Source organism: Rhodococcus sp. ARC_M12 (assembly GCF_022810385.1).
GTDB lineage: Bacteria > Actinomycetota > Actinomycetes > Mycobacteriales > Mycobacteriaceae > Rhodococcoides > Rhodococcoides navarretei.
The window spans coordinates 154,476-170,563 of the sequence record NZ_JALGQI010000014.1; the positions used below are offsets into that span (position 1 = coordinate 154,476).

At 63.6% G+C, this 16,088-nt stretch carries 16 protein-coding genes; 9 read left to right on the forward strand and 7 right to left on the reverse strand.

All coding sequences use genetic code 11. From position 1 onward, the window contains the following. Positions 1 to 62: 62 nt before the first annotated feature. Positions 63 to 680, reverse strand: coding sequence for a TetR/AcrR family transcriptional regulator (locus MTX35_RS18340; protein WP_243596342.1), 618 nt, complete (start codon positions 678 to 680; stop codon positions 63 to 65). Between the two features lie 151 nt (positions 681 to 831). Here MTX35_RS18340 and MTX35_RS18345 point away from each other — a divergent pair, with 151 nt between their 5' ends. The 3 genes from MTX35_RS18345 to MTX35_RS18355 are packed head-to-tail and all read left to right on the forward strand — an operon-like array spanning position 832 to position 4,587. Next, positions 832 to 2,448: a class I adenylate-forming enzyme family protein gene (locus tag MTX35_RS18345; RefSeq protein WP_243596343.1), complete on the forward strand. Its 1,617-nt coding sequence runs from the start codon at positions 832 to 834 to the stop codon at positions 2,446 to 2,448. Further along, positions 2,445 to 3,737: an MFS transporter gene (locus MTX35_RS18350; protein ID WP_243596344.1), complete on the forward strand. Its 1,293-nt coding sequence runs from the start codon at positions 2,445 to 2,447 to the stop codon at positions 3,735 to 3,737. Before MTX35_RS18345 ends, MTX35_RS18350 begins: the two co-directional genes overlap by 4 nt. 55 nt (positions 3,738 to 3,792) lie before the next feature. After that, complete coding sequence (locus tag MTX35_RS18355; RefSeq protein WP_243596345.1) at positions 3,793 to 4,587, forward strand: MerR family transcriptional regulator; 795 nt, start codon at positions 3,793 to 3,795, stop codon at positions 4,585 to 4,587. Positions 4,588 to 4,608: 21 nt separating this feature from the next. Here the strand turns inward: MTX35_RS18355 and MTX35_RS18360 are convergent, their stop codons facing one another. Further along, entirely contained in the window at positions 4,609 to 5,148 is a 540-nt protein-coding gene (locus MTX35_RS18360) for a TetR/AcrR family transcriptional regulator (protein ID WP_243596346.1), read from the reverse strand. Between the two features lie 68 nt (positions 5,149 to 5,216). Between MTX35_RS18360 and MTX35_RS18365 the strand changes: the two genes are divergently transcribed. Continuing rightward, positions 5,217 to 5,594: a hypothetical protein gene (locus MTX35_RS18365; RefSeq protein ID WP_094739627.1), complete on the forward strand. Its 378-nt coding sequence runs from the start codon at positions 5,217 to 5,219 to the stop codon at positions 5,592 to 5,594. 158 nt (positions 5,595 to 5,752) lie between these two features. Beyond that, a complete protein-coding gene (locus MTX35_RS18370; RefSeq protein WP_243596347.1) occupies positions 5,753 to 6,577 on the forward strand; it encodes a dienelactone hydrolase family protein in 825 nt (274 codons plus the stop codon). 31 nt (positions 6,578 to 6,608) lie between these two features. On the opposite strand, the gene MTX35_RS18375 is transcribed toward MTX35_RS18370, so the two are convergent. Together MTX35_RS18375 and MTX35_RS18380 are read right to left on the reverse strand one after the other, a co-directional pair. Continuing rightward, complete coding sequence (locus MTX35_RS18375; RefSeq protein ID WP_243596348.1) at positions 6,609 to 6,974, reverse strand: DUF1330 domain-containing protein; 366 nt, start codon at positions 6,972 to 6,974, stop codon at positions 6,609 to 6,611. A gap of 57 nt (positions 6,975 to 7,031) precedes the next feature. Next, complete coding sequence (locus MTX35_RS18380; protein ID WP_243596349.1) at positions 7,032 to 7,658, reverse strand: class I SAM-dependent methyltransferase; 627 nt, start codon at positions 7,656 to 7,658, stop codon at positions 7,032 to 7,034. 279 nt (positions 7,659 to 7,937) lie between these two features. Here MTX35_RS18380 and MTX35_RS18385 point away from each other — a divergent pair, with 279 nt between their 5' ends. After that, on the forward strand, positions 7,938 to 8,837 hold the full coding sequence (locus MTX35_RS18385; protein WP_243596350.1) for a 3-hydroxyacyl-CoA dehydrogenase: 900 nt from the start codon (positions 7,938 to 7,940) through the stop codon (positions 8,835 to 8,837). A 155-nt stretch (positions 8,838 to 8,992) separates the two neighbouring features. On the opposite strand, the gene MTX35_RS18390 is transcribed toward MTX35_RS18385, so the two are convergent. Next, positions 8,993 to 10,195: a CdaR family transcriptional regulator gene (locus MTX35_RS18390; protein WP_243596351.1), complete on the reverse strand. Its 1,203-nt coding sequence runs from the start codon at positions 10,193 to 10,195 to the stop codon at positions 8,993 to 8,995. A gap of 130 nt (positions 10,196 to 10,325) precedes the next feature. On the opposite strand from MTX35_RS18390, the gene MTX35_RS18395 reads away from it, so the two are divergent. Both MTX35_RS18395 and MTX35_RS18400 read left to right on the forward strand, forming a co-directional pair. Next, positions 10,326 to 11,990, forward strand: coding sequence for an FAD-binding dehydrogenase (locus tag MTX35_RS18395; RefSeq protein ID WP_243596352.1), 1,665 nt, complete (start codon positions 10,326 to 10,328; stop codon positions 11,988 to 11,990). A gap of 2 nt (positions 11,991 to 11,992) precedes the next feature. Then, the gene (locus MTX35_RS18400; protein ID WP_374230330.1) at positions 11,993 to 12,922 is read left to right on the forward strand and encodes an MBL fold metallo-hydrolase; all 930 of its coding nucleotides are present in this window, start codon (positions 11,993 to 11,995) and stop codon (positions 12,920 to 12,922) included. Positions 12,923 to 12,947: 25 nt separating this feature from the next. Here MTX35_RS18400 and MTX35_RS18405 read toward each other — a convergent pair whose 3' ends face one another. After that, positions 12,948 to 13,244: a LuxR C-terminal-related transcriptional regulator gene (locus tag MTX35_RS18405; protein WP_374230329.1), complete on the reverse strand. Its 297-nt coding sequence runs from the start codon at positions 13,242 to 13,244 to the stop codon at positions 12,948 to 12,950. Positions 13,245 to 13,555: 311 nt separating this feature from the next. On the opposite strand from MTX35_RS18405, the gene MTX35_RS18410 reads away from it, so the two are divergent. Beyond that, positions 13,556 to 14,800, forward strand: a complete 1,245-nt coding sequence (locus MTX35_RS18410; protein WP_243596354.1) for a TetR family transcriptional regulator — start codon at positions 13,556 to 13,558, stop codon at positions 14,798 to 14,800. A 37-nt stretch (positions 14,801 to 14,837) separates the two neighbouring features. Here the strand turns inward: MTX35_RS18410 and MTX35_RS18415 are convergent, their stop codons facing one another. Beyond that, entirely contained in the window at positions 14,838 to 16,088 is a 1,251-nt protein-coding gene (locus tag MTX35_RS18415; protein ID WP_243596355.1) for a PP2C family protein-serine/threonine phosphatase, read from the reverse strand.

The window sequence follows — 16,088 nt, forward strand, 5'->3', positions numbered from 1 at the left end:
CACTCGCTCGGTCTCTGGAAGGTTGACACAATCGCTCGATCGGGTCAAGGATTCCGGAGCAGCTACTCCTGCCCGCCGGTCGCAGCACCGACCGTACGGCGGGCAATGTCGAGGTAGACCGCCACCAGCTCGCTCGGAGGCAGCGGCCCCTCGGGGCGATACCACGTGGCGACGCCGATGCACATCGTCGTGACGGCTCGACTGGCGTCTCTCGGGTGTGGAGTGTCGAACAGGCCTGCATCGACACCGGCGGCGACGATCGCGTCGAGCAGTCGCTGTTCCTCGTCGCGTTTGGAGATGTAGGCGGCGCGATTCGCAGGATCGAGGCTGCGGATTTCCGTCGAGCACACGAAGGCAGCGTCGCGCCTGTGAATGTGGAACAGCAGCAAGGCTTCGACGACGGCGTCGAAACGGTCACTCGGCGACGAGCCGGCACCGGCCTCTGCCGATCGGGTTCGTTCCAACAGCTCGTCCATCGACGCGTCCATGATGCCGACCAGCAGAGCCTGCTTCGACGGAAAGTGGTGGTAGAGACCGGGAACGGACAGGCCGGCTCCGGCCGCGATCTGCCGTACCGACGTTCCGTGATAGCCCTGCTCGACAAACTTGTTCAACGCCGACGCCAAGGCAGGGGAGAGGTTCGAGCCCTCGTACGTTCGCCAGGTGCCGGTCGCGGTCATGCGCTTACCGTAGATGGCCGGGCGACGGGTGTGGTCCCGGAAGCACCCGGTTGACACTTTCGTTGTGATCCGTAACACTCGAAGCGTTGACCGAGCGAGTGCTCGGTCGGTCGATCTCGGTCAGGTCAATGTTCGATCGAAAGAGTCCTCGATGCCCCTCACCATCCTCGATGCCTGGCGCGCCCGGGTGCGCCGGTCGCCCGATCGGCCCGCGTTGGCGTACTTCGACGCCGTTCTCTCTGCCCGCGAGGTCGACGAGGCCTCGGACGCTCTCGCCGCCGCGTTCGCGGACCGCGGAGTCACTCGTGGCGACCGCGTCGGGATCTATCTACAGAACGTTCCCCATTACGCCCTGACGTTCTTGGCGCTGTGGAAGATCGGCGCTGTGGCTCTGATCCTGAATCCGATGTACCGCAACAGAGAACTACGGCACCTGCTCGACGACGCGGAGCCCGTCGCCCTCGTGTGCGACGAGGCTGATCTCGAGGCGCTCGAAACCTCGTTGCAGGGCAGTACGATTCGGTTCTTCGTGAGCACCAGCGGACTGGATCTGCAGACTCGCGACGATCCGCGTGTGTTCACCGCGACGACGCGCATCACGCCGACGCCCGAGAACGACCTGCTCGGTCTCGTCGAGGCCTACCGAGGTCGCGTGATGGACGAATTCGCACCGCAGCCGGACGATCTGGCGCTGTTGGCCTACACCTCCGGAACCACGGGGCCGCCCAAGGGGGCTCGGATCTCGCACGCCAACGCGTTCGCGACGGCCTCGGACTTCGGTGAGCGTGCGGGTACGGAGGACGGGGACGTTGTGTTCGCCGTCGCGCCGCTGTTCCACATCACCGGGGCCATGCTCGATGCCGCTGTGGCTATGGTGCGAGACTGCGTGCTCGTGTTCGCTCACCGCTTCCATGCGGGCGTCACGTTGGACGCTTTCGTCGAGCATCGGGTCACGTACACCATCGGGTCCATCACCGTGTTCAACGCGATCTCCGAGAGCCCGGGCGCTGACCGCGCGCATTTTGCCTCGGTGAAGGCGCTGTACTCGGGCGGCGCGCCCATTCCTCCGGCCACCGTCTCCGCGTTCGAGGCGAAGTTCGGGTGCTACATCCACAATGCGTACGGAATGACCGAGACCACCGCCGGTGTGATCGCGGTGCCGCCCGGACTCCGGGCACCCGTGGACACGTCGAGCGGATCGCTGTCCGTCGGACTGCCGCTTCCTCGCGTGCGGCTGCGCACACTCGACCCCACCGGGCGACCCACCGATCCGGGAGTTGCCGGCGAGTTGGAAGTGTCCGGGCCACAGGTGGTCTCGGGATACTGGAAGAACCCGGAGGCGTCGGCGTCGACGATGCCCGAAGGTCGCCTGCACACCGGGGACGTAGCGGTCATCGACGAACAGGGATGGGTCTATCTCGTCGACCGGCTGAAGGACCAGATCAACGTCTCCGGATACAAGGTCTGGCCCCGAGAGGTCGAGGACGCCCTCTACGAACACCCGACGGTATTCGAAGCCGCCGTGGTCGGTCGTCCCGACACCTATCAAGGGGAGTCGGTGGTCGCGTACGTGTCGGTCCGCAGTGGTTCGGCCGTGACCACCGACGAGCTGATGGCCTTCGCGCGCGATCGGCTCGCTGCCTACAAGCGTCCGAAAGAAATACACATCATCGACGAGCTGCCCAAGACACAGACCGGGAAAATTCGTCGCGCAGCACTCAAACCTGTTTCAGCACTGACTCACTCGAGCGAAAGTGGTACCTCATGACCGTCGGATCACCCCGCGACACACGCTCGACACCGGACATCTCCTCGCGGAAGAAGTCGTTGTTCGCCAGCACGATCGGCAACGTACTCGAGTGGTACGAGTGGAGCGCCTACGCGGTGTTCGCACCGTTCATCGCCGCGGCGATGTTCAGCCAGACCGATCCGGTCTCGGCCCTACTGTCCACGTTGGCGGTGTTCGCCGTCGGATTCCTGATGCGGCCGCTCGGCGGCATCGTGTTCGGACGGATCGCAGACAAGAAGGGGCGCAAGTTCGTCCTCGTCACCACCATGTTGATGATGGCCGCCGGAAGCCTGCTGATCGGCATCATGCCCACCTACGGTGCGATCGGGGCCTGGGCGTCGGTGCTGCTGCTGCTCGCACGCGTCATGCAAGGTTTCGCCCACGGCGGCGAGTCGGCGACGGCCTACTCGTACGTCGGCGAGATCGCGCCACCGAACCGACGTGGGATGTGGGGAAGCGTCGCATTCGTTGCGATCTTCGGCGGCTCGGCACTGGCATACACCGTCGGTGGCGTCATCACCTCGACACTGTCCGAATCGGCTGTCGGTCAATGGGGTTGGCGTATCCCGTTCCTGCTCGGTGCAGTTCTGGCACTGTTCGCGTTGTACCTGCGCAAGAACATGGACGAGAGCGACGTCTTCGATTCGGAGCAGAACAAGGTGAAACAGGCACCGATCGCACGAAAGACGGTTGTGAAGGCAATCGTGTTGATGATCGGCATGACGTCGGGAATCACAGCGGCGCATTACACCTGGACCTCGTACGTGTCGACATTCGCCATCACGCAGCGCGGGATGAATCCCGATACCGCGTACTGGATGCTCGTCATCGCGCAGCTGATTGCGTTGGTGTCGCTGCCGTTCTTCGGTCGTCTCTCGGACTCGATCGGTCGCCGGCCGATGCTGGCTGCCTTCGCCGTGTTGATGTTCGTTCTGCAGATCCCTCTGACGATGATGATCTCGACGCAGTGGTGGACGTTGCTGCTCCCGTCGACAGTTGCCCTGCTCGTCATCGCCGTCCCGGCTTCGATTCTGTCGTCGACGTTGTCGGAGAGTTTTCCCACCCGACTCCGCACGCAGGCAATCGGATTCGCGTACTCGTTCTCGGTAGCGGTGTTCGGTGGAACAGCGCCCTATCTCAACCAACTCTTCCTCGGCCTCGATCTGGGCTGGGTGTTCGGCGTGTACATCATGTTCCTGGCCGCCTTGACCGGTGTCGCCTGCTTCTTCATGAAGGAAACCAAGGGAATTCGACTCGAGGACGTCTGATTCGACCTCGGCCGATCTTGCTCCTGACGCGACGTGAGGTTCTACCGTCTGGTTCATGAACAGCAAAGGTCCGATCACCTGGGGAATCGGTGACGTCGCGCGTCGAACCGGCGTCACCGAACGCACGTTGCGGTACTACGAAGAACTGGGTTTGCTCGCCCCGGACCGAGACGGAGGGGGTAGGCGTAGGTACGACGGAGGAGATATCGATCGGCTGTACCGTATTCGACTGCTTCGCGAATTGGGAACTCCGCTTGCCGATGTCGATCCGGACGCGGCGGATTTCCAGCACCTGACTCGGCAACATCTGGCAGACCTGGACCGTCGGATGGCGGACCTTGCTCGGGTGCGCGAACGGGTTCGTGCGGTCGAGGACCGACTACTGCACGGTGCTCTTCTCGGCGACGACGCGCTGTTGGATCTACTCTCGTGCCTGTCGACCGAAGAGCCGGCGGTGACCGGTCGGACCACGTTGTTGGTCTACCGCGACATCGCAGCGGCCCACTCCTACCTCGTCGACGTGCTGGGGCTGGCTCCGGGACCGATCGAATACGACGGTGACCGAGCAGTCCACGGAGAGGTTCACGCCGGTGACGGTGTTGTCTGGTTGCACCGCGAGGCTCCTGAACATCGAATGGTTTCTCCCCTGACCAACGGCATGGTCACCGCCTCGCTCGCGGTCCTGATCGACGACGTCGACGCCCATCACGCTCGAGTGGCCGCAACCGGGGCAGCGATCGACTATGCGCCCGCCGACATGCCCTACGGCGTCAGGGAGTACGGCGTTCGTGATCCGGAGGGGCACCTGTGGTCGTTCCAGACGCCGATCGAAGAACCGGTGGCGTCCTGAACCCGCTCTGCCCCAGTGGATCTATCGGTGATCGAGCAGTGACGTCGATGCCGTGTCGGCGAGGTCACTGCCTCCCAGCAGACGCATGAGCAGAAGGCCGTCGAGCACAGCCACGGCAGCGGCAGCCTCTCTGCGTCGGTTGTCCTGGTCCCCGACGACGAAGCCGCCGAGCCATTCGATCCAGCCCTCCACCAAGTGCGAGGCCACGGATTTGTAGGGCTCGATTCCTGCTGTTGCTTGTCCGATGGCCTCGAAGTAGAGCCCGAACAGCGGATCGCACTCAGGCTGCGCCACCACCGGCCACGCCGTCGCGACGAGTGAGCGGTGGTCGTTCATCGGCACCGAGAACGCCGCGGCCAACACGTGTTGCAGTCGATCTCCGACTACCGACAGAACGGACGTGACGAGCTCGTCCTTCGTCGGGAAGTAGTAGACGACCATGCGATCGCTGATCTTCAAACGCGATGCGAGTCTGCCGAAGGTCAAGCGGCTCAGGCCGTCTTCCAGGGCGGCCTCCAGTGCCACGGACAGTATCTCTTCGCGTGAATGTTTCTTGACCACATCTTGATCGTAGTGGTCACTACAGGTACCTTCTCTTGTAGTGACCACTACAACTCGAAGGAGACGTCATGCGTACACGTTCGACTCCCTTGCTCGCACTGTCGGTTCTGCGATCGACCGCCGGACTGATCTCGTGGGCGAGTCCCGCACATTCGTGGCGTGCCTTCGGCCTCGGACCCATGCATCAAGTCGGAAGTGCGGGGGTGGCGACGCGCCTGTTCGGAGTCCGCGATCTCGCGCTGGGAATGGCGCTGCACCACCCATCCGCGGACGTTCGCAAAGCAGCCGTGGAGGCCGGCATCGCGATCGATGTCCTCGACGTCGCGGCAAGTGTGATCGGTCGTCGGGCAGGTGCGCCGGCTGCGAGTCTGGCCGGAGTGGCGGCCGGCGCAACGCTGTTCGTCGTACTGGGCGTGACGATCATCGCGGACTCGGCCGCTTCGTGATCATCCGCATCACCGGCGTCTCGTTCGGGCCGCTGTACCCTCTGGTGCGCGGTGAGGGGCGGTACTGCGGTGTTCTCGCCGTAGTACATCCGATGATCTAGCTTTGACGGTATGCGTCGGCTCGGCGCGGTGGACCTCCGGCAGAAGGACGCACTCCCATGACCGATGACACGCTGGCCGACTTCGAGCGAACCGAGTTCACCGCGGACGGGCGGACAGCGCCCGTGTATCGCATCGGAACCGGACCGGCTGTGATCGTGATGTCGGAAATGCCGGGCATCACTCCGAGGGTCGCGGACTTCGCGAGAACCGTCGCCGGAATCGGTTGTACGGCCGTCGTTCCGCACCTGTTCGGAGTCGACGGCAAGGATCCGCTGGCCGCGCCACTGGGAGCGCTCGGCACCGTTGCCACCATGTCCCGCGCCATGGTGCCGGCGTGCATCAGTCGCGAGTTCACCATCCTGGCCACCGGGAAATCGTCACGGGTCGTGGTGTGGCTGCGCGCACTGGCAGCGCAGGAGCATGAGCGCTGCGGCGGACCAGGCGTCGGAGCCATCGGAATGTGCTTCACCGGCGGGTTCGCGCTCGCCATGGCGGCGGACGATCGACTGATCGCACCGGTTCTCTCGCAGCCGTCACTTCCGTTCGCGGCATCGAAGTCCCGCAGTCGATCGATCGACATCACCCAGGGCGACCTGGACAAGGTGAAAAGTCGTTGTGCGGCAGGCGAGCTCACGGTCCTGGGGATGCGTTTCGAAGGCGACAAGATGTGTCCGCCTGCACGATTCCAATGGCTGCGCGAGCAGCTCGGCGACGCATTCGTCTCGGTGGAACTACCCGATTCCTCCTTCAACCCGGAAGCATTCGGACCACCGCATTCGGTCGTCACCGAAGGACTGATCGACGAGCCGGGGGAGCCGACACGGCAGGCGCTGGATCAGGTACTCGATCTGTTCCGTAAGCGGTTGCTCACGACAGAATGAGCAAGCGAACGTCCGGCCGGTGGACCGAGATTCATGCCCACGGAACGGTGGCCTGTAGAACCGCCTCCGTCAACGCGCCGGTCCGCAGTGCCGTCACCGTCTGATATTCCGGATCGGCCACCATCTCGCTGAATGCCGTGCGCGAGGGGTACTGCACCAGCAGGACCGCATCCCAGGCCTGACCGTCGTCGGCTACCAACGCCGTCGAACCGTCGCCCGCATACAGCACCGTCGCGCCATAGCGCGGAAGGAACGTCTCGTCCAGTGCTTTCGCATATTCTGCGTATGAATCGCGGCCACCGTCGGCGAACCGCAGCAGGTTGAGCATCACCACAGGACCACCGGGGTCTTCTTCCAGATAGCGCTTGAGGTCTCTTCCACGGGGATCTACAGCCATCGATCGAGTATGCGTCAGCCGACGATCCGATGGAGCAGAAACCACTCTCGCAGCGACTTACCGGTCTGCGGCGGCGACCCCGAGCGACAGATGTCCCCACGGGCGCAGCAGTCGTGGCCCGGGTAGCCGGTCGGTGTCCAATATCTCCATCGTGAAGCCGGCGTCCGTCACCAATTCGGGGACGTTGCGAACGAGGTGGCATCCGCCGGCGACGCGTTGCTCGATGCCGTCGAGGCGACGCTGCCACGCGGCAACGCGTGGGTCCGGGGACAGACCGTGCTCGAGGAAGAACAACTTGCCGCCAGGACGAAGCACGCGTCCGATCTCACGCAGTGCACGAGCGGGGTCTGGCACAGTACACAGCGTGAACGTGCTGACCGCGGCGTCGCAGCTGTTGTCGGGCAGCGGAAGCGACTGTCCGTCGAGTCCCACGAAATGGATCGGAATCGATGACGCAGCAATGCGGTCGGCTGCCAGATGCCGCGCGCCGAGAGACGGCTCGACGGCGGCGACGGACGTCACCGCACTCGGGTACACCGGAACGTTGGTGCCGGAGCCGAACCCGATCTCCACGACGTCGCCGCTGAGCCCGGAGAGGGCGCGGGTCCGCAGGCGGTGCACGTAGGACCCGTCGAGCACGACGTCGATCAGTCGGGGGAGTAGGCGGTCGGACCACAAGGCCACGGTGTTCGGCTTTCGTCGTCGGTGCGGTGCTGTCTGTTCACTGCATCGGTTCCCCGGTGGTACCGAAAACCCAGCACGGACGGCGGCCAAGCGCCACCGGATGCAGATACAACCGACAGTATCGGTGACACCGCTGCGTGACAGCTCCTCGGGGAAACTCGACCAGTCGTTCAGCGAATCGAGCCGCTGTCGGACCCCCGAGACGGTGGTTCCATGGTCAACGGTAGAACTTGAAGAGCAGGAAAACCGGTGACTCGATGAATGGGAAGTGTGTTGTCCATGACCGATGTTGAGAAAGTGACCGTATTCGGAACTGGAGTGCTCGGTTCACAGATCATGATGCAGGCTGCGTACCACGGAAAAACCGTTGTGGGATACGACATTTCCGACGAATTGCTGGCCAAACTGCCGGATCGCTGGGAATGGATGCGCGGATACTACAAGCGTGACCTGAAGACCTTCGACGAGGCGCGCTTCGACGAGGCCATCGAATCCATCACGACCACCACCAGCGTCGCGGAGGCCGTTTCGGACGCCGACCTGGTGATCGAAGCAGTTCCGGAGGATCTCGAGCTGAAGAAAAGTGTCTGGTCGGATATCGGCGCGTCCGCCCCGCCGAAAACCATCTTCGTGACCAACTCGTCGTCGCTACTGCCCAGCAGTTTTGCGGAGGCTACCGGGCGGCCGGAAAAGTTTCTTGCATTGCACTTCGCCAATCTCGTGTGGCGGTATAACACAGGTGAGGTGATGGCAACTGCTGCAACAGATCCCGTTTATTTCGATACCGTATTGAGCTTCGCTTCGGAGATCGGTCTCGTTCCCGTTCCGGTCCGAAAGGAAGTTCCGGGATACGTGTTGAACAGTCTTTTGATTCCGCTGCTGCAAGCAGGAGCCAACCTCTACGTCGGCGGGGTTGCCAATCCGGCGGACATCGACAACGTGTGGCGCATAGCCACCGGGGCGCCCGCCGGTCCGTTCCAGATATACGACACGGTCGGCTTCAACGTCGCAGCACACATCGCGCGCGCACACGGCGGCGAGGATCAGGTCAAGTTCGCCGATCTACTGCAGAAGGGTATCGACGCGGGAAAGACCGGCCTCGGGGACGGTGAGGGCTTCTACACGTACGATTCCGACGGCAAGCGTCTCGATGCTGTCGAGTCGTGGAACATCAACTGAATCGCTCGATCACTGTCCCATTCAGGTGGACGAGACCGCGCAAAGATTCATGCATGGGTGCCCATTGTTCGACGGTCTCGTTGTCGGTGTCTCCAGCATGCCACCGCTTGGATCGTCGGACATTCGTGCGCCGCAGCGATGGCCGCCGAACCGGATCAACCGAGTTGCCGCAGTTGAATCGCGGTGTCCAATGCGAGTCGATGCCACGCAGATCGCGGATCTCGGCCGGTCAGTTCCTGGGCTCGGCGCAGTCGGTAGCGCAGAGTCTGCGGATGCACATGCAACTGTGCCGCGGCGGCCGTGGCGGTGCCGGTGGCGATGAAGGCCGAAAGCCCGTCGAGGATATGCTTGTTCGCCGACTCGGTGAGCGAGCCGAGAACGGTGCGCACCACCTCGCTCGTGTCCGCGGTGGACCGTGCGGTCAACAGTGCCAGCAACTGGCCGTCGCCACTGTCGAGCACGGCACGGTCGTCGAACGCGTGGTCCGGTGCCGTGTCCAGCGCCTCCGAAGCAAGTCTCCACGCACGTCCTACACCGACAATGGTCGATCGCACTACCAGGCACCCGCGCAGCATCATCTCGTTGCAGGCGGCCTCGACCTCGGTGCGCTCGATGGCATTGGGCAACAACAGGATTGCGCGCTGATCACGCCGAGTGCACAGATGACTTCGTCGAGTCGACTGCGCAGTGCGGTCGGGTGGGGTGAGTCCCAGTGCGAGAACCAGAGATTCGACGGTGTCGTCGGTCAGTGACCTGCCTGCGTCCATCGGCTCGACCACCAGCACATTCGGGTGAGTAGGCAGCTCGAGGTCCAGTTCGCGGACGCGATCGGCCAGCGCGCCGGGCGAATTCTGCCTGCCTGCCACGAGGTCGTCGAGCAAGAGCGCATGCGCCTGTGCACGATTGGATGTGAGCTGTTCGCGGGCAACGATATACGCGCCGATGATCTCCTCGGATATCGCATCGATGGCGTCGAGCACTCCCAGGCTGAGTTCAGCGATGTCCGGCGGTTCGAGTGCGTCGAGATACTCGGTGGTCACGTGCCGAACGAACACGCTCGACGCGACTCGGTACGCTCGGAGCACGTCGGCCAACGGCCGCCCGTCGGCGGCGCGCGCGGCACCGATTGCGCGGAATCTACTGTGATCTCGCTCGTCGATGGTCGAGTCGCCGCCCGCCCACAACGTCATCAGGCGTCGCAACGACCAATACGCGATTGCCTCCACATCGGCCAGTTGAGGCCCGTGCAGGTTGCGGTACACCGGGATTGCGTCGCGAACGGCCTGCACTGCCGACGCCACGACGGCGACCAGCTCCCCTTCGATCTCGGCGACCACCGCGGCTCGGGCTGGGTACATCGCGGCATCGTGTCACAGTTTGTCAGTTGCTGATAGACCGATTCATCATTGGTGCAGATTTCCTTGAGTTACGGTGCTCACGACAGCACAGTCGAGGGAGACAGCCGAGTCGAACAGAAGAGTGGGGCCAATGGACGCAGACGTGATCGTGGTGGGTGCCGGCCTGGCAGGTCTGGTGGCAACCGCCGAATTGGCCGACGCCGGAAAACGGGTCCTCCTCCTCGACCAGGAGCCCGAACAGAACCTGGGTGGTCAGGCGTTCTGGTCGCTCGGCGGTTTGTTCATGGTCGATACCCCGGAGCAGCGACGCATGGGTATCAAGGACTCTGCAGAACTGGCCTGGCAAGACTGGCTCGGCACCGCGACATTCGACCGCGGCATCGACGATCCCGCAGGCGAGGACTACTGGGGTCACCAGTGGGCGCGCGCGTACCTCGACTTCGCAGCGGGGGAGAAGCGCTCGTGGCTGCATGCACAGGGGATGCGCTGGGTTCCCATCGTCGGATGGGCCGAACGCGGTGGATACCTCGCCGAGGGCCACGGCAATTCTGTGCCGCGTTTCCACCTCACCTGGGGGACCGGCCCCGGCGTTGTCGCACCGTTCGAGCGGCGCGTGCGCGAGGCGGCCGACAAGGGATTGGTACGCTTCGGTTTTCGGCACCGGGTGGACGAGTTCGTCGTCAGTGCAGGTGCGGTCGAAGGCGTCCGCGGCGCTGTCCTCGAAGCCAGTGCAGCAGAGCGCGGTACAGGTAGTACTCGCGTCGAGGTGGGGGAGTTCGAGCTGCGCGCCGGGGCCGTGCTCGTCACCGCTGGAGGCATCGGTGCCAATCACGATCTGGTGCGGGAGAACTGGCCGGCCCGGTTGGGATCAGCTCCGAAGTCGCTGATCTCGGGAGTTCCCGAACACGTCGACGGCCGGATGCTCGGCATCACCGAGAAAGTCGGGGGCCGTCTGGTCAACAAGGACCGCATGTGGCACTACACCGAGGGCATCAAGAACTGGGATCCGATCTGGAAGAACCACGGAATCCGAATCATTCCCGGTCCCTCGTCCATGTGGTTCGACGCGCGTGGTCGACGCTTCCCGGTTCCCAATTTCCCGGGATTCGACACTCTCGGAACGTTGAAAGCCATCCAGGACAGCGGATTCGAGTACTCCTGGTTCGTCCTCACCCAGAAGATCATCGAAAAGGAGTTCGCGCTCTCGGGATCGGAACAGAATCCGGACATCACCGGCAAGAACCTCAAGCTCGTTCTCAGCCGGGTGTTGCCCGGTGCCAGCGAACCGGTCGAGGCGTTCAAGAAGAACGGCGAGGATTTCGTCGTCGCCGACTCCCTCGGCGACCTCGTCCAGGGAATGAACAAGATTGCCGGTGAGGACCTGATCGACCTCGCCGATCTGCGGCGACAGATCGAGGCCCGCGACCGTGAGGTCGACAACCCCTTCACCAAGGATCTACAGATCTCTGCTATCCACAACTCGCGTCGTTCGCGCGGAGAGCGGATCGCGCGTACCGCGTCACCCCACAAGATCCTCGACCCCAAGTCGGGTCCGTTGATTGCCGTGCGCCTGAATATCATCACGCGAAAGACCCTGGGCGGCATTCAAACCGACCTGCAGGGGCGCGTCCTCGACGGCGACGGACAGGCGATCGAGGGACTGTGGGCGGCCGGTGAGATCGCCGGATTCGGCGGTGGTGGAGTGCACGGATACCGCTCACTGGAAGGAACGTTCCTGGGTGGGTGCATCTTCGGTGGCCGACAGGCCGGACGCGCGCTCGCAGCGCAAGCGTGACGGTGGTCCTCCGCCTCGGTCGTCCCGGGCTGCCGGGTGCGACGGAGATTGCCACCACTGCGTCGGCGAGTCCCCGGTCGCCGGTGACGGTGTCGTTCCTCGGTGTCAGCACACTACTGTTCGACGACGGCGAATCGGCGATCCTCACCGACGGCTTCTTCTCGCGACCGTCGCTCCCGAAAACCCTTGCACTACCGCTGCGGTCGGACATGCACCGGATCGACGCTGCCCTCCATCGAGCCGGAATCACCACGCTCGACGCCGTTCTGTGTGCCCACTCGCACTACGATCACGCACTGGACTCTGCGGCGGTAGCGCTGCGCACCGGTGCAGATCTGGTCGGCGGGACCTCGACCGGCTTCATCGGGCGGGGTTCGGATCTACCCGACGACCGCATCGTCGTGGTCGAGAACGGTGCGACAGCGGTCCAGGGAAACTTCGCCGTCACGTTCGTGGAATCGGTTCATTCGTATCCGGATCGAGCGCACGGAACGATCGACCGACCGCTGAGCCAGCCCGCACGTGTGCGGGAGTACCGATGCGGCGAGGCCTGGTCGATGCACATCGAACACCTGCCCAGCGGCCGAACCGCACTCGTGCACAGCAGCGCCGGTTTTCGGGTCGGCATGCTCCGCGGTCGCCCTGCCGACGTGGTTTACCTGTCGATCGGCCAACTCGGCCGCCGACCGCGCGTGTTCGTCGAGCAGTACTGGCAGGAGACGGTCCGGGCGGTCCACGCCCGAAGCGTGGTATTGACGCACTGGGACAACTTCTTTCGACCCCTGGACGAACCATTGCAGGCACTTCCATACGCCTTCGACGACATGTCTGCTTCCATCGATGTGCTGAACGTCTGCGCGCGACGAGACGGGATCGACCTCGAATTGCCGACCCTGTGGCGTCGTGCGGACCCGTGGGTGAAACGAGCCTGACCAGGAGGTTGGAGACGGCTATCGGTCAGAGATCGTCGAGGGTGACCAAGCCGTCTTGCAGTGCGCGGGCCACGAGAGACGCTTTGGTGGGTGCCGCTCGCCCGACAGTGGAATACTTCGCGCGAATTCGAGTCAGGTGGGTGTTGACTGTGCCGAGCGCAATGTGCAGAACCGCACACACTTCCTGCTTGGAGTCGCAGCGCAACCACGCACCCAGGACTGCGATCTCGCGCGCGGTGAGGCCCGGATCGGCGAAGTCGGACGTCTCGCCGTGTGACCGGGATCTGTCGGTGCTGGGAGTCGAGACGGTCCGAGACCTCATGGTCGATGCGCTGCGGCGTGGTGCAAAGCGCTGCGAGGACTGAGCCGTCGGAACGGGTATGGGCTGGATCGGTGTGGTGGTAACACCCGAATCCATCGTTCGCATCACATTCGCCCCCGCTGTCCGTGTTGGGTGTTTCGATCATCCGACCACGGCGGAAAACATGAAACAACACCACCGAGTTCGAGCTCGAGCACGGTTTTGTAGCGGGTTATCGGTCGTTTTTTATAGAGTTGTAAAACTCATGGCCGGGCAAATCCGGTTGCTATGGTTCGATGTCCACAAGGTCACACATTCGTAGGCGGCTGTCGTTGAGCACGAAATCCACACCACGTGAACAACTGCTCGGGGCGGGGCTGCGTTTGCTGGCCGACCTCGATATGTCGGTGCTGGCCAAATCGTTGTCCATTGCCGCGATCGTGGACGAGGCGGGACTGTCGCATCAGACTTTCCACAACGTGTATCCCGGCTCCTCCCGCGCCGAGGAGCGCGGCGGCAAGGAAGCGTTCGTGGAGGATCTACTCACACACGTGTCGTTGCAGTACTCACCGCCCGATGAATCCGGCGAGCAGCCTTCCGTCGAACTCGCGGTCTATTTCGAGCACCTGACGTCGGGCTTGATGCGGAGAAGGATGATCGGCGGCATGATCGCCTCCGATCATGCCGGGGCCCGATCGTCGCTGGCACCGGAATTCGATGCCATGGATCGCGCCGCCGAGAGCACAATCCGCAACCGACTTCGTGCTCGCGGCGGTTCGGTGAAAAGGCCTTTGACGGTGGCCGACCTGTCCACGGTTTTCGTCGCTCTGCTCGACGGGCTTGCCTTCCGGGAGACGCTCAGCCCGGGAACGATCTCCGCGGCACGGGTGTCCGAGGTAGTCGACTCGTTGCTGGACTGGGCGGTGGACCCGGTGCACTCGGATCGATGGCAGGGCACCGCGCAGCAGGTCGATGCTCCGCCATCACTCGAATCCCTCGATCTTTCCAGGGTCGATATCGAATCCGATGTCATCGCGGCCACCGAGGCGCTGTTCTCGGAACACGGCTATTTCTCGGTCACTCTTGCCGACATCGCGTCGGCCTCCTCTCTGAGCGTCACCGATCTCAAACGATTGTTTCCCAGCAAAGTCGACATCATCGTTGCCGCGCTGACACCCGAGTTCGAGCGGGTCCTCCGACTGGGTCGCGCAGATGCTCGTCTCGAAGTGGAACCGGTTGTCGCCCTTACCCGTACGGTGAACCGGCTGGCGGAGTTCGTGGCGAGTAATCGGGCGATGAGCTCGGGAATGTTGCTGGCGCTGAGCTTCGAGCAGTTTCACGAGCCCGGTACCGTCACCACCATCAGGGAACATCTTCCGGTGCCGTCAGCGCTCATTCCGGTCATCGAAAGCGGGCAGCGCCGAGGTGATTTCGCCACCGATGCGTCTGCACTCGAATTGGCAACGATACTCGCCAACAACGTGGTGATCAGATCTGTGACGCGGTCTGCCGAGCCCCCGGAGGAGGTCGCCGACGTTGTTCTGAGGGTCTTCCTGTCCGGAATACTCTCTCGATGATCGAGGCCTGGTGCGATAATCACGCCTCGGCCGAGCTTCAGTCAGGAAGAGGGACCTCGAAGGCGAGCAGTGCGACGTCGTCCTGCAGGCCGTCCCCGAAGGAGGCCAAGAGCGACGTGAGGTCGTCGACGATCTTCGGTGCCGTCGTCGGACCCTTTCCGGCAGCGAAAGATTCGAGGCCACCGTCGTCGTCGAAGCGCGTCCGCCCGGGTCCGACGATCGCCTCGGTCAACCCGTCGGTGTAGAAGGCCATGACGTCACCGGGTCGCAGCGTCACCGATGCAGACGCGAAATGCGGTTCGGCCAATGCTCCGACCAACTGGCCACCGGTGGTGTCGACGAAGTCCACGACCGCGTCGCGAGTGACGCGCAGCGCAGGCGGGTGCCCGCCGCTGGCGAGGTGAACCTCTGCGCCGTCGGGTCCGGGCGAGATGGTGCCGAACACCACCGTGCAGAATCGCGGGTCGTCGCCGTGAAACTCGTGGTGCAGAACGGTGTTGAGGTTTTCCAGCACGGAGATCGGATTGCGGTCGAACACTGCGGCTGCGCGCAGGGTGTATCGGGTCAGCGAGGTGACGGCGGCGGCTCCCGCGCCCTTGCCGCTGACGTCGCCGAGGAAGAATCCCCATGTGTCCTTGTCGAGTGGGAACACGTCGTAGAAGTCGCCACCGACCTCGTCGATCGATGCGGGGTGATAGTGGGCCGCGACGTTCATGCCTGTCGGAGCGGACAGGATCGGGGGCAGCAGGGTGCGTTGCAGGGTCGACGCAAGAATCTGCACCTGCGTTTTCTCCGCCTCTGCCTGCTTGCGTGCTTGTTCCGAGGCGCCGAGTGCGTCCTGTGATCTGTCCAGTGCGGCCTCGGCGGTGTCCTGCGCGGCCTCGGCATTGTCGCGGGCGTCGATCAGATCCTTTTCGCGCACGTGACGCTCGGTCTCGTTGTGCAGCGTCATCGTCACCGTCATGGCCCCCGCGGACGTGCGGACACTGTTGGCGAGTATCGACACGGCAATTGCGGAGTTGCGTTCGGCGGAGATGGTCAACTTCGCGGAGGCCCCGATCGGAGAGTCGTCCGGTGAGCCCGACGCAACGTCCATCAGCGCCGTCAGTACCGGCTCGAACTCGATCGTGAACAAATCGGTGACCGCTGTTCCGACGAGAGCGTCACGACTGCGTGCAGTGATCCGCGCGGCGGCCGCATTGGCGTACAGGATCCGTGCGGTGGCGACGTCGACCGAGAACACGCCACACGGTGCCGTGTCGAGTAGTTCAGCGGCGGTGGCAGACAT

What these genes read in the sequence shown, in the direction of transcription:
- MTX35_RS18395 (WP_243596352.1), top strand. Translation starts at nt 10,326, where the DNA reads ATGGACGCAGACGTGATCGTGGTGGGTGCCGGCCTGGCAGGTCTGGTG.
- MTX35_RS18365 (WP_094739627.1), top strand. Translation starts at nt 5,217, where the DNA reads ATGCGTACACGTTCGACTCCCTTGCTCGCACTGTCGGTTCTGCGATCG.
- MTX35_RS18385 (WP_243596350.1), top strand. Translation starts at nt 7,938, where the DNA reads ATGACCGATGTTGAGAAAGTGACCGTATTCGGAACTGGAGTGCTCGGT.
- MTX35_RS18405 (WP_374230329.1), bottom strand. Translation starts at nt 13,244, where the DNA reads ATGAGGTCTCGGACCGTCTCGACTCCCAGCACCGACAGATCCCGGTCA.
- MTX35_RS18390 (WP_243596351.1), bottom strand. Translation starts at nt 10,195, where the DNA reads ATGTACCCAGCCCGAGCCGCGGTGGTCGCCGAGATCGAAGGGGAGCTG.
- MTX35_RS18345 (WP_243596343.1), top strand. Translation starts at nt 832, where the DNA reads ATGCCCCTCACCATCCTCGATGCCTGGCGCGCCCGGGTGCGCCGGTCG.
- MTX35_RS18350 (WP_243596344.1), top strand. Translation starts at nt 2,445, where the DNA reads ATGACCGTCGGATCACCCCGCGACACACGCTCGACACCGGACATCTCC.
- MTX35_RS18355 (WP_243596345.1), top strand. Translation starts at nt 3,793, where the DNA reads ATGAACAGCAAAGGTCCGATCACCTGGGGAATCGGTGACGTCGCGCGT.
- MTX35_RS18370 (WP_243596347.1), top strand. Translation starts at nt 5,753, where the DNA reads ATGACCGATGACACGCTGGCCGACTTCGAGCGAACCGAGTTCACCGCG.
- MTX35_RS18340 (WP_243596342.1), bottom strand. Translation starts at nt 680, where the DNA reads ATGACCGCGACCGGCACCTGGCGAACGTACGAGGGCTCGAACCTCTCC.
- MTX35_RS18415 (WP_243596355.1), bottom strand. Translation starts at nt 16,088, where the DNA reads ATGTCTGCCACCGCCGCTGAACTACTCGACACGGCACCGTGTGGCGTG.
- MTX35_RS18375 (WP_243596348.1), bottom strand. Translation starts at nt 6,974, where the DNA reads ATGGCTGTAGATCCCCGTGGAAGAGACCTCAAGCGCTATCTGGAAGAA.